Origin of the sequence: Flavobacterium sp. 9, from assembly GCF_002754195.1 — a bacterium.
GTDB lineage: Bacteria > Bacteroidota > Bacteroidia > Flavobacteriales > Flavobacteriaceae > Flavobacterium.
In genome coordinates this window covers 2156524-2168854 of the sequence record NZ_PEEU01000001.1, presented here as the reverse complement: position 1 = coordinate 2168854, position 12331 = coordinate 2156524, and the positions used below count along the sequence as shown (strand labels likewise).

The window sequence follows — 12331 nt, the reverse complement described above, 5'->3', positions numbered from 1 at the left end:
CTGTAAGATAATATCAAAAAAACTTAGCAACTCAGAACCTCAGAGCCTCAGAACCTAAAAAGAAAACCTTTGCAACTTTGAACCTTTACTCATGATATGACGAACTATCTTCCGGAGTTTCTTTTCTATCGAACATTCCGTAATCACGAACTACAGTTGCAATTCTTAAATGATAATCCTTAAAAACTTCATTTCTGCCTTTTGATTGCGCATGACGATGCATTTCGAGATTTCTCCATTGCTGAATGCTTTCTTCATCTCTCCAAAAAGACAAAGACAAAACCTTTTCAGGATCACTAAAACTCTGAAATCTCTCAATAGATATAAAACCTTCTATATGGTCTAATTCCGGTCGCAGACTTGCGGCGATATCAAGATATTCTCCTTTTTTTCCTTCGTTAGGAATTACTTCAAAAATTACTGCTATCATTTTTTTTATTTTTTAATTATTGAAATCCAAATATTTTTAGGCAATCTGGCATTGATCATTGGTTCGTATTGAATATTGTTTTATACTTATCAAATAAAAGCCATAAAGCTTCAGCAGCTAACTGAATCGAGAAATATTTGGCCAGACACATATGACCGCCAATTCCGAAAGTTAGATTTTCGATATTGTTATTTCTTTCAATATCAAAAGTAGCCGGATTTTTAAACGTTTCAGAATCACGATTTGCCGAAGCCAAAACAATTAAAATCAAATCATTTTTCTTAATAAGGCTTTCGCCGATATAAAAATCTTCAGTTGCAATTCTTCTTGTATTCTGAATTGGAGGATCGAATCGAATCGTTTCTATAACTGATTTCTCTATCGTTGTTTTATCTGAAAAAGTTTTATTCTGAATAATTTGCAAGAACGAATTACTCAAAATTCCGCGTCCGGCATCATAACTCTGAATAAATAAACCAATTAAATTACTTACCGCTATTTTTATAATCTGATCAGATGAAATTGCATGCTTTTCGCCGATGGAAAATAATAATGATTCATCAACAATATTGAATAAATACTTCTTAATTCTTGAAAACAAATCTTCTGAAATTTCATTAATAGAAGCTACTTCTTCGTCTGTTTTCTTCAGAAGCATTATTTTGACTATAGTTTCTATATTTTTTGAAATAAAATTAGAATCGTTGTCATTAAAATTAAAACTTTTTAGAAGAATTAATATCGGTAGTTTTTTGGATACAGAATCGACCCAATCTATTTTGCTTTCGATTAAATCATTTTGAATTAATGCATTAATAACCGAACTGATTTCAATAGATTTCATTTTTGAAAAAAGCATTGTCGAAATTTCTCTCCCAATTTCATGTTGAATTCCATTTGATAATCGAGTCAAATTATTCAAAATATCCAAAGCATATTTGTTTAGCTTCTGAATGTTGTCAGGATTTATAGTCGGAATTTGTGCTTTAGGATTTTTTAAAACTTCAACACAATGTTTATGAGAATATATTGCCCATATTTTATTGGATTCATCCCAAAAAACGGCATTTTTATTCCGCATATTTTCATATAATAAATAAGGATCAGAAACATCAGATTGCAAGAATAAAGAAGAGTTCATATTTATTTTTTTGACAAAGTTATTTAACTTTACAAAGGGATACTTCATTCTGTACTTAACTATAAAAATTCAAATGGAAGATCAATTTATAAAAACGGCAACTTTAATTGGCGATCCAACTCGTGCAGCAATTATGTGGACATTGCTTGACGGAAGAGCATTTACGGCCACAGAATTGTCAATTGCAGTAAATACGTCTCCACAAAATATGAGTATGCATTTGGGGAAACTTCTTGAAGCAAATTTACTTTCTGTAGAAAAGCAAGGACGTCATAAGTATTACAGATTTTCGAATAAAGAAGTCGCATACGTTATTGAAGCAATGGCGAATCTTATTCCGAAACCTGCAATTCAATCCAAAAAAGAAACCGAAAATTATCCTCCAATAAAATACTGCCGAACTTGCTACGATCATTTAGCAGGAAAAATTGGTGTCGCCGTAACTGATAGTTTGCTAAATCAAAAGATATTAGTAGAAAATAAAAATAATTTTGAAATCAGTTCTCAAGGAGAAAAGTGGTTTTCTGATTTTGGAATTAATATCGAAGAAGCCCAAAAGCAAAAACGAATATTCTTAAAACCTTGCCTGGATTGGAGCGAAAGAAGAAATCATATCGCGGGTTCGATCGGTTCGCTTTTATTCAATAAAATGATAAATGAAGATTGGCTCAGAAGAACAAAAGATTCAAGAGCAATAATCATCACAGGAAAAGGTGAGAAGGAATTGTTGAAGTATTTTAATGTAGTTGTTTAAAAATTTTAGATTGCAGATTTTAGACTTCAGATTAATAGATTTCACGCAATCTTATCATTTCGACGAAGGAGAAATCTTCGTGAGAAGCTCGACAAAGATTGGGTTTTCGTTACGGAGTTACTTGCGAAGATTTCTCCTTCGTTGAAATGACAATACGACCGTTTTTAAGGAAAAAACTTAGAACCTTAGCTACTTAGTGCCTCAGAACCTTAAGAAGAAAACAAAAACTCAATAACCTTTTGATACAATTCATCGTCATGCATTCCGTGACCTAAACCTTTGGTTTCAATAAATTGACTGTTTTTCCAATTACTGGCAATTTTCTGTCCTTCTTCAAAAGCTACTATTTTATCAGAAGTATCGTGTGCAATTAAACCCGCAACATTAAATTCTGAGGCGAATCTTTGTCCGGAGAAATCTTCCAGTTTAAAGTTGAAGCGACTCATGAATTTACTTTCTAAAAGTGAAAACATTTTCGTATTCAGACTTAACATCGAAATGTAATTATTAATTAAGGTTTTCAATTCTGATGGAGCTCCTAAAATCACCATTTTGTTAATGCTGGTATTTGGAAATAAATATTGGTGATAAACGCAAGCCGCGCCACCAATAGAATGACCAATAATAATTGTAGGCTGATATTTTTCGACTGCTTTATTAATGAATTCAGCATAAAGTGGAACATTAAATTCCTTGCCGCTGCTTTGACCATGCGCAGGTGCGTCAATGGCAATGATTGTACTTCCTGATTTTTGAAGATGTGGTAAGGTTTTTTTCCAGCGTGACGCATTACTTTCCCATCCGTGAACAAGTAGAATTTTGGTTTCGTTTCCTTTCCAGATATAAGTCTGAAAATGATGTTCGTTGTGATGAAACGTTTCTGTTTCGGTATTTTTCAGGACTTTTGGTAAACTCTCTTTTTGTAATCGGCCAATTCTGGGTTGGCTAAAAAGAGCATATGAAAGTTCGACAGCTTTTTGTGGACGAACATAACTTAAGAAATTGATATATTGTCCAACCGATTTTACTGTAATGAAACGAATTCCTTTTTTAATTCCCAAAATAAATAATTTAAAGATAAAAGTATAATTATTCGAAAGCTGTTATTAAAAAGTATCGCCACGAATTTCACAAATTTAGCACGAATTTTTATTCTTAGGATATAAAAATTAGTGAAATTGGTGAAATTCGTGGCGGAAAATTTTAAGCAAAAAAAATCCCGATTAAATCGGGATTTTAAATATTTAGAATTTAGAGAACAATTGTTCCATTTTTTCTTTTTCTTCTTCAGCTAATGCGCTGTCAACCAAAATTCTTCCAGAGTGCTCATCAGTAATGATTTTCTTTCTAGAAGCGATTTCTACTTGAGTTTGTGGCGGAATAGTGAAGAATGATCCTGCAGAAGCACCTCTTTCGATAGATACTACAGCTAAACCATTACGAACACTAGTTCTGATTCTAGTATAAGCAGCTAATAATCTTTCTTCGATTTGACCTGAAAACTCAGCTGATTTCTCAGATAAGAAGATTTCTTCTTTTTGAGTTTCTGCCATGATCGCATCTAATTCATTTTTTTTATGTTTTAAATGAGAGCTTTTAGCATCAAGTTTTTCTTTTAAATTAGAAATAACTTCTTTTTTATGCTCGATAGAAGCTTTCATTTCTTTGATTTGCTTTTCAGCCAATTGAATTTCTAATTCTTGAAATTCAACCTCTTTAGTCAAAGAATTAAATTCTCTGTTATTACGAACTGATTCTTGTTGTTTTGTGTATTTTTTGATAACCTCTTTGTGCTCATCAATCGCGTTTTTCTTCGATTTGATAAGATCCTCAATCACTTCAAGTTCACTTTTCAGTTTCTCTGAACGAGTGCTTAAACCTGCAACTTCATCTTCTAAATCTTCCACTTCTAAAGGAAGTTCTCCTCTTACGTTTCTGATTTCGTCAATTCTAGAGTCAATAAGCTGTAAATCGTATATTGCTCTTAACTTGTCCTCAACACTTAATTCTTTCGTATTCGCCATATTCTATAAGTACTTAACTGGATTTGTATTTTCTTCTGATAAAATGATTGCAAAATTAAGGATTTTTTTTCGAAGATAATCAACAATATAGTTTTTTGTATAGCGTTCGCTCTCAAAATGACCAATATCGGCTAAAAGTAGTCGGTTTTCAGCTTCATAAAACTGATGGTATTTTAAATCGGCAGTCAAAAAAGCATCGGCTCCAGCCATAATTGCATTTTTTATGGCAAAACTTCCTGAACCGCCCAAAACGGCTAGTTTCTTAATTTTTTTTCCAAGAAAGGAAGAATGACGAATTCCATCGGCAATCATTTTATCTTTTACAAAAAGCAGAAACTCTTTTTCGTCCATTTCAGTTTCAAATTCCCCAATCATTCCCAATCCAATATTTTGATGCGAATTTTGAAGATCATAAATTTCATAAGCGACTTCTTCATAAATATGATTTGCAAAAAGAGCTTTTAGAATTTTAGATTGTAAGTGTTTTTCGAAAACAACTTCAATCTTAATTTCAGTTCCGGTATGTAATTTTCCTTTTTCTCCAATTACAGGATTACTGTCTTCATTTCCTTTAAAGGTAAAAAAGCCTTCAGTATTAAAACTGCAGTTGTCATAATTACCAATTGTTCCTGCACCGGCTTCAAACATTGCATTACGTACTTTTTCTGAATTATCCGGAATTGTATAAGTAACTAATTTTTGGATGAAGCTTTGTTTTGGAATTAAAACTTTAGTATTTGTTAATCCTAAAGCATCACAAAATATTTTATTAACTCCAGCCGAATGATTATCAAGCGCGGTATGAACAGCATAAATGGCAATGTCATTTTTAATAGCTTTCAAAATCGCACGCTCAACATAGTTTTTGCCTGTAATTTTTTTAATTCCCGAGAATAAAATAGGATGAAAGCAAACCACAAGATTGCAATTTTTAGCAATAGCTTCTTCAATTACATTTTCTAAAGCATCGTGACAAACTAAAACTCCTGTGCTTTCAGTTTCAGCATTTCCGACTAAAAGTCCAACATTGTCAAAATCTTCGGCGTAAGCCAAAGGTGCCATTTCTTCAAGAACTTCTATTATGTTTTTGATTTTCATTATTCTTTTGTTTCAAGTTTCAGGTTTTATTTGTTTCAAGTTTACTGTTATTGAGGAAATCTTGAAATTTGGAATCTGAAAGGAATTTATAAAACAAATTAACGAATAATAATTATATCTGGTAATAATTATTCATACTAATGGTAATACTAATTCGTACTAAATAATTACGAATGTTATATCTTTGTTATTCAAAATTTATAGCCATGACTACAATAAAAATTAATGAGCGTACCAAAACGGGAAAGGCATTTATGAAAATGTTTGAAGCTTTTTTTAAAGATCTTGACGGTATTGAAATTGTCGAAATGGATTCAAAAAAAAACAAGAAAAAAGAAAGTTATTATTCTGCTGAATTTATTGAAAAAGTTAAAAAAGCAGAAGAAAATATTAAAAATGGCGAAACAACAAGATTAAATCCTGAAGATATATTGGGAAGTTTAGGAATAAAATAAATCTATGAACTTACTTCGAAAAATACTTTTTCCGTTTGCCATCTTATACGGATTCATTACTTCAATCAGGAATTTTCTTTTTGATAAAGGAATTCTGAAATCAACTTCATTTGATATTCCGGTTATTGCTGTTGGAAATCTGAGTGTTGGCGGAACTGGTAAAACTCCTCAAATCGAATATTTGATTCGGTTATTGTCTGATCAATATAAAGTTGCGACTTTAAGCCGCGGTTACAAACGAAAATCCGAAGGTTTTGTTTTGGCTAGTTCAACTTCAAATGCTGAAATTTTGGGAGATGAACCATTTCAATTTTATCAAAAGTTTCCAAATATTCAGGTTGCAGTCGATGCTGACAGAACAAACGGAATTACGCAATTGCTTTCACATCAAGAAAAACCTCAGGTAATTTTATTGGATGATGCTTACCAACATCGAAAGGTAAAAGCAGGTTTTTATATTTTACTGACTTCTTACGGTGATTTGTATGCCGATGATTTTATGCTTCCAACCGGAAATTTACGCGAAAGCAGAAGCGGATCAAATCGTGCCAATATCATTGTGGTAACAAAATGTCCAAAAGATTTATCAGGTGAAAAGCAAGAAGAAATCAGATTGAAACTGAAGCTTAGTTGTTCGCAGCAATCTTACTTTACATTCATTGATTATGATGATGCAATTTATGGCAAAGAAGAGAAAATCGCTGTAAATGAAATTAAAAATGAACCTAAATTGCTTTTGGCTGGAATCGCAAAACCAACACCGTTTTTTGATTATTTAAAAAATGAAAAAGATGAATGTCTGACTTTTCCGGATCATCATAATTTTTTAGATTCTGATTTAGATTCGATTCAGAATAAAGCGCAGAACAAAAAAATCATTACAACAGAGAAAGATTATGTGCGTTTAAAAGATTCTAAACTTGTTTCGCAATTGTATTATCTGCCAATAAAAAGTACGTTTATCAAACATCAGCAAAATTTTGACGCTACAATTTTGGAGTATGTTAAGTCAAACTTAGAAGCTTAAGAAAAAATCTAATCAAAAAACTTCGCAATTGTGCTGTAAAATTCGTCCGGAACAAATGGTTTTGTAATAACATCATTCATTCCAAAAGATAAAAGCATATCTCTGTTTTCGTCAAGCGAAATTGCTGTCAACGCAATAATTGGAGTCGTTTTGTCAAATTCCCTGATTTGTTGAGTGGCTGTCGTTCCATTTATTCCAGGTAAATGAACATCCATTAAAATCATGTCGAAACGTTTGACTTTTAGAAGTTCTACAGCATCTTCACCATTATCAAGAATTTCGCAACAAATCGCTTTGTTTTCAAGCATTTTTCGGGTAATCATTTGATTGATTTTGTTGTCTTCAATCAATAAAATCGATTTGTGTTTTAGCTGCTTGTCATTATAAGGTTTGGCTTCTTCGACTACTTCCAATGGTTCGTTGTTGATTTTAAAATTTAGTTTGAAGGTAAAGGTGGATCCTTTTCCAACTTCACTTTTTAGTTTTATTTCTCCGCCCAAAAGCTCAATTAATTTTTTTACAATGGTAAGACCCAATCCGGTTCCGCCATATTTTCTATTAACCTCAATTGATCCTTGAGAGAAGCTTTCAAAAACACTTTGTAATTTATCTTCTGGAATCCCAATTCCGGTGTCAACTATTTCAAAATAAACAGTTGCAATATCGTCTTCCTGAGCGTATAATTTTGCGATAACATTTACGTTTCCGTTTTGCGTAAATTTTAATGCGTTGTTTATTAAGTTTAGTATGATTTGCGATAGCTTGGTTGGATCGCCAATTAAATTATCCGGAATTGTTTTGTCTATTTCCAGATTAAAATAATTTTTATTGGCTGTCGCTAATTCTTTCAGAGAGCTCTGAATATTGAATAATAATTCTTTTAGATTGAAGCTAATGTTTTCTATTTCAACTTTAGTCGAATCGATTTTGTTGATTTCAAGAATTTCATTAATAAAAGTAGTGAGGTAATTTCCGGAGAATTTTAGAGACTCAAGATATTTTAATTGTGTTTTTTTAGGATTGTCTTCCAGTAATAAATGCGTAATTCCGTTAATAGCGTTCAAAGGCGTCCGCAGTTCATGACTTACAGTTGATAGAAATTCAGATCTGGCTTTTGATGCTTTTTCGGCTTTGTTCTTTGCCAGAATAAGCTCTTTATTTTTTTCTCTTAAAAGTAAATTATTCTGATTTCGAATAATATTATTTTTATATAAAGCTAAACTCAAAAGCGATAAAATCGAAATAAGTGCAATAGCCAGAATACTCACAAGTTTTGAGTATCGGTATGTTTTCAGCTGAATTTTTTCTTCACTTTCGCGTTTAAGCGTATTGTTTAAAGATTGATTTTTTTTGAATTTCTCGAATTCATTAAGATCAATCTTTGCATTTTTTAATTTAAGGAGATAGTTTTCTATTTGATAATGTTCGTCTAAATAAGAGTAAGCAAGATCAAAGTTTCTATTTCGTTTATAGTACTCACTAATTCCTAAAATGATTTTAGATTTTTGAGCCAGATTATTGGTTTTGGCATTATAATCTAAAGCGCGATCAAAATAAATTATCGCAGAATCGTTTCGTTTTAGTTGCGTTTCGATTAAGCCAAGTTGATAATAAGCGTCAGTTTTGGTTTTTACAAGAGACGGATTATCTGGTTTTTTAATTATCTTTTGAAAAGATTTTGCGGCCAAAGGCAAATTTTTACTTGTTTTTAGCGCTATTGCTTTCTGATAATTTAAAACCTCGGCATGATCGGTGATATTCAGCTGTTTTAAAAGATCATCTGCTTTTTTATAATAAATCTCAGCAGTTTTATGATCTCCTTTTGCAGTATTGGTTACGCCAATATAATGCAGCGCCAAAACTTTGGTGCAAGTTGGATTTACGTCATCAAAATAAGAAATACTCTTGTGGAAGTTTTTTAGTGCTTCTTCGTATTTTTTTTGACTGTAATAAATTTTACCAAGCTTAAAAGTCTGATTGGCTAAATTCTCGGTTTTATGATTGGTTTCGCAAAAATCGATTGATTTTTTCGTGTAAAAGACCGCCTGATTATATTCTTTTTTATTAAGATTCTTGTTTACCAGTTTGTTATAATAGGAAATGCTATCTGTACTCTTTTTGGTTTGAGAATACAAAAATGAATTAAAAAAACAAACAAGAATAAAAAGATGATATTTCATGTATGGCAATGCTTTTACAATGAATTCTACGTTTTCTTTATTAGTAAAATCAAATCTATTAATCTTGATGAATAGCCAATTTCATTATCGTACCAACCCACAACTTTTACCATTTTGTCAATGACAGATGTTAGTTGCGCGTCAAACAAGCACGAATGTGTGTTGCCAATTACATCAACAGAAACGATTGGATCTTCTGTGTAATCTAATATTCCTTTTAAATTTGTTTTTGAGGCTTTTTCAAATGCGTTATTAATTTCTTCAATCGTAACAGCACGTTTTACATTAAATGTTATGTCTGTCAAGGAACCATCCGGAACCGGAACACGAATTCCGCAACCACCGATTTTATGATGCAATTTAGGAAAAATTTTTGTTAATGCCTTAGCTGCACCTGTAGTTGTTGGAACAATCGACTGACTTGCACCTCTTGCGCGTCGCAAGTCCTTATGTGGCTGGTCGTGAAGACTTTGGTCTGTTGTATATGAATGTATTGTTGTTATGTAAGCTTGCTCAATTCCGCACAATTCATCGATGATTTTTATCATTGGAGCAGCATTATTTGTCGTGCAACTTGCATTCGAAACAATATTTTCAGTTCCATCTAGGATATTTTCATTTACACCAAGTACTACTGTTTTTATAGTATCAACTTCTGATGGAGCAGAAAGTATTACTTTTTTAGCTCCGGCTTCAATATGTGCATTAAGTTCTTCATGCGTTTTGTATTTTCCGGTAGACTCGATTACGAAATCAATATCATGACTTTTCCAGTCTAAATTCGGAATACTTTTTTCATGAAAGAATAAATAATGTTTTCCTTCAACGATAATACCCTCGTCATCATGACTAACTTTATAGGGTAAAACACCGTGGATGCTGTCGTATTTTATCAAATGCGACATGGTTCTGTTATCTGCAATATCATTAATTGCAACGACTTCTATTTGGGGATGGTTTATAAGAAGGCGGAATAGATGTCTTCCAATTCTTCCAAAACCGTTGATAGCAATTCTAGTTTTCAAGTTTTTTGTTTATTCGGTAAATCGTTTATTCGTCTAATCGATTTACCGAATAAACGAATGAACGATTAAACTTTTTATAAAATATGTTTTTGTGCTTTGTATGAAGAACGAACTAAAGGTCCGCTTTCAACGTGACGGAAACCTAATTCAAGACCAAATTTTTCATACTTGGCAAATTGTTCTGGCGTGATAAATTCTTTAACGGGTAAATGTTTTTTACTTGGCTGTAGGTATTGACCAATTGTAACAACGTCAACATTTGCATTGCGTAAATCTGTCATAGTTTGAAAAACTTCCTCTTCAGTTTCGCCTAATCCAAGCATAATTCCGGATTTAGTTCTGTTGATTCCTTTCTCTTTCAAATAACGTAAAACTTCTAAACTACGATCATATTTTGCTTGAATACGAACTTCGCGAGTTAAACGGCGAACCGTTTCAACGTTATGCGAAACCACTTCAGGATTTGCTTCTACAATTCTATCCAGATTTCTTTCGATTCCTTGAAAATCAGGAATTAAAGTTTCAAGAGTAGTGTTTGGGTTCATTCTACGGATTGCTTTTACAGTTTCAATCCAGATAATAGAACCGCCATCTTTCAAATCATCTCTGTCAACACTTGTAATTACAGCGTGTTTGATGTTCATGATTTTTATAGAACGAGCAACCTTTTCCGGTTCGTCCCAATCTACGGTTTCTGGTCTTCCGGTTTTAACGCCGCAAAATCCGCAAGAACGCGTACAAACATTTCCTAAAATCATAAATGTTGCCGTTCCTTCGCCCCAACATTCGCCCATATTAGGACAACTTCCTGAGGTACAAATTGTATTTAAGCTGTATTTATCAACTAAACCACGTAGTTCAGTATATTTTTGTCCAATTGGAAGTTTTACTTTTAACCATTTAGGTTTTCCAGTTGGTATATTTTCAATGACTGTTTCCATATATCAAAATTCAAAGTACAAAGATAAGCAATGTAGTTTATTTGGAGATTCGTTTAAGATTTAATTTGGTATTGATCTACTGGGATTTCTAAAAGCTTGTTTTGGTGATAATTTTATCATAATGTTAAATTTCTGTTTTTAAATCATGATGTTGATTCAAATGCGTATTTTTTGTTTGTTAATTAGGGAAAGACGAATAATAATGATAGAAGTCTGATTTTTACTCGTTTAAAATTTATATCTTTATTTGTTAAAAAAATAATCTTTATCGAAATAAAAAGGCATTGATGTTGTACTACATTTGTTGTTAAATTGTAATAATAAAAAACATGAAAAAGAAATTTATTGTATTTGGAGTTTTATTTGCCACTTTTGGTTTCACTAGAATGAATGCGCAAATTAATTTTGGAGATAAAGCTATAGGAGCCGTTCAAAAAGGAATTACAGGTTTTACATTCAGTAATGCTGATGCAGCAGCTTTGTCTAAGGCAGCAGTTGATAAAATGGATGCTGAGCATGAAGTTGCTAGTGCAACAGATCCTTATACTTTAAGACTGAACAGGGTTTTTGGAAAATATACTGCTGGTGAAGGTTACACTTTAAACTATAAAGTTTATAAGCTAAAAGAAGTAAATGCTTTTGCAACTGCAGACGGAAGTGTTCGTGTATATACCGGTTTAATGGATATCATGGATGATAATGAGTTGTTGGCTGTAATTGGTCACGAAATTGGTCACGTTGCAAATCATGATTCTCAAGATGCTATAAAAGCGGCTTATAAAAAAGAAGCTTTAATGGATGCTGCAGCTTCACAATCTACAACTGTTGCAACAGTTACAGATAGTCAATTAGGGAAAATAGGAAGTGCAATTATTGATAGTAAATTTAGCCGTAAACAAGAGGCTGAAGCTGATTTGTTTTCTTATAACTTTTTGAAAAAGAATGGTTATAATGTTAATGCCGAAGAATCTGCTTTTAGAATTCTTGCTAAGATGAGCGAAGGAAGTGAAGCTTCATTTATTGATCAAATGATGAGTTCTCACCCGGATTCTAAACAAAGAGCTGAAGATGCTAAAAAACGTGCTGAAAAAGATGGTTTGTATAAGCCTTATGTGCAACAAAAAATTGTAAATACAGCGCCGGCAAAAACAACTACTAAAAAAGCTACCACGAAAAAGACCACGAAAAAGAAATAATAATTTCTAATTAGAAAAATAAAACCCGACAAGTTTCAAAAATTTGTCGGGTTCTTTATT

The 12331-nt window shown here is 32.2% G+C and carries 12 protein-coding genes; 4 read left to right on the top strand and 8 right to left on the bottom strand.

Translation table 11 applies throughout. The annotated features are described in order from the left end of the window. Nucleotides 1-85: 85 nt before the first annotated feature. Both CLU81_RS08540 and CLU81_RS08535 read right to left on the bottom strand, forming a co-directional pair. Nucleotides 86-430: an antibiotic biosynthesis monooxygenase gene (locus CLU81_RS08540; protein WP_099709433.1), complete on the bottom strand. Its 345-nt coding sequence runs from the start codon at nt 428-430 to the stop codon at nt 86-88. A 55-nt stretch (nt 431-485) separates the two neighbouring features. Further along, nucleotides 486-1571, bottom strand: a complete 1086-nt coding sequence (locus tag CLU81_RS08535) for a cytochrome P450 (RefSeq protein WP_158235320.1) — start codon at nt 1569-1571, stop codon at nt 486-488. Nucleotides 1572-1644: 73 nt separating this feature from the next. On the opposite strand from CLU81_RS08535, the gene CLU81_RS08530 reads away from it, so the two are divergent. Then, complete coding sequence (locus tag CLU81_RS08530) at nt 1645-2325, top strand: helix-turn-helix transcriptional regulator (RefSeq protein ID WP_099709431.1); 681 nt, start codon at nt 1645-1647, stop codon at nt 2323-2325. Between the two features lie 209 nt (nt 2326-2534). On the opposite strand, the gene CLU81_RS08525 is transcribed toward CLU81_RS08530, so the two are convergent. The 3 genes from CLU81_RS08525 to CLU81_RS08515 form a co-directional block, all read right to left on the bottom strand. Then, the gene (locus CLU81_RS08525; protein WP_099709430.1) at nt 2535-3386 is read right to left on the bottom strand and encodes an alpha/beta fold hydrolase; all 852 of its coding nucleotides are present in this window, start codon (nt 3384-3386) and stop codon (nt 2535-2537) included. Nucleotides 3387-3569: 183 nt separating this feature from the next. After that, nucleotides 3570-4349 (bottom strand): zinc ribbon domain-containing protein, encoded by a 780-nt coding sequence (locus CLU81_RS08520; protein ID WP_099709429.1) that lies wholly within the window; start codon nt 4347-4349, stop codon nt 3570-3572. 3 nt (nt 4350-4352) lie between these two features. After that, a complete protein-coding gene (locus CLU81_RS08515; protein ID WP_099709428.1) occupies nt 4353-5447 on the bottom strand; it encodes a Nif3-like dinuclear metal center hexameric protein in 1095 nt (364 codons plus the stop codon). A 206-nt stretch (nt 5448-5653) separates the two neighbouring features. On the opposite strand from CLU81_RS08515, the gene CLU81_RS08510 reads away from it, so the two are divergent. Together CLU81_RS08510 and lpxK are read left to right on the top strand one after the other, a co-directional pair. Beyond that, complete coding sequence (locus CLU81_RS08510) at nt 5654-5902, top strand: DUF2683 family protein (RefSeq protein ID WP_099709427.1); 249 nt, start codon at nt 5654-5656, stop codon at nt 5900-5902. Nucleotides 5903-5906: 4 nt separating this feature from the next. Further along, nucleotides 5907-6929, top strand: a complete 1023-nt coding sequence (gene lpxK, locus CLU81_RS08505) for a tetraacyldisaccharide 4'-kinase (protein WP_099709426.1) — start codon at nt 5907-5909, stop codon at nt 6927-6929. An 8-nt stretch (nt 6930-6937) separates the two neighbouring features. Here the strand turns inward: lpxK and CLU81_RS08500 are convergent, their stop codons facing one another. The 3 genes from CLU81_RS08500 to lipA all read right to left on the bottom strand — a co-directional run bounded on the left by CLU81_RS08500 (nt 6938) and on the right by lipA (nt 11075). Next, the gene (locus tag CLU81_RS08500; RefSeq protein ID WP_099709425.1) at nt 6938-9109 is read right to left on the bottom strand and encodes an ATP-binding protein; all 2172 of its coding nucleotides are present in this window, start codon (nt 9107-9109) and stop codon (nt 6938-6940) included. Nucleotides 9110-9135: 26 nt separating this feature from the next. Then, nucleotides 9136-10134, bottom strand: a complete 999-nt coding sequence (gene gap, locus CLU81_RS08495; protein ID WP_099709424.1) for a type I glyceraldehyde-3-phosphate dehydrogenase — start codon at nt 10132-10134, stop codon at nt 9136-9138. Nucleotides 10135-10208: 74 nt separating this feature from the next. Then, complete coding sequence (gene lipA, locus CLU81_RS08490) at nt 10209-11075, bottom strand: lipoyl synthase (RefSeq protein WP_095382922.1); 867 nt, start codon at nt 11073-11075, stop codon at nt 10209-10211. A 329-nt stretch (nt 11076-11404) separates the two neighbouring features. Between lipA and CLU81_RS08485 the strand changes: the two genes are divergently transcribed. Continuing rightward, entirely contained in the window at nt 11405-12271 is an 867-nt protein-coding gene (locus CLU81_RS08485; protein ID WP_099709423.1) for a M48 family metalloprotease, read from the top strand. Nucleotides 12272-12331 lie beyond the last annotated feature (60 nt).

Bases quoted from the DNA above. Each gene is read 5' to 3' on its own strand.
- CLU81_RS08540 (WP_099709433.1), bottom strand. From the start codon at position 430: ATGATAGCAGTAATTTTTGAAGTAATTCCTAACGAAGGAAAAAAAGGA.
- CLU81_RS08535 (WP_158235320.1), bottom strand. From the start codon at position 1,571: ATGAACTCTTCTTTATTCTTGCAATCTGATGTTTCTGATCCTTATTTA.
- CLU81_RS08530 (WP_099709431.1), top strand. From the start codon at position 1,645: ATGGAAGATCAATTTATAAAAACGGCAACTTTAATTGGCGATCCAACT.
- CLU81_RS08520 (WP_099709429.1), bottom strand. From the start codon at position 4,349: ATGGCGAATACGAAAGAATTAAGTGTTGAGGACAAGTTAAGAGCAATA.
- CLU81_RS08515 (WP_099709428.1), bottom strand. From the start codon at position 5,447: ATGAAAATCAAAAACATAATAGAAGTTCTTGAAGAAATGGCACCTTTG.
- CLU81_RS08510 (WP_099709427.1), top strand. From the start codon at position 5,654: ATGACTACAATAAAAATTAATGAGCGTACCAAAACGGGAAAGGCATTT.
- lpxK (WP_099709426.1), top strand. From the start codon at position 5,907: ATGAACTTACTTCGAAAAATACTTTTTCCGTTTGCCATCTTATACGGA.
- CLU81_RS08500 (WP_099709425.1), bottom strand. From the start codon at position 9,109: ATGAAATATCATCTTTTTATTCTTGTTTGTTTTTTTAATTCATTTTTG.
- lipA (WP_095382922.1), bottom strand. From the start codon at position 11,075: ATGGAAACAGTCATTGAAAATATACCAACTGGAAAACCTAAATGGTTA.
- CLU81_RS08485 (WP_099709423.1), top strand. From the start codon at position 11,405: ATGAAAAAGAAATTTATTGTATTTGGAGTTTTATTTGCCACTTTTGGT.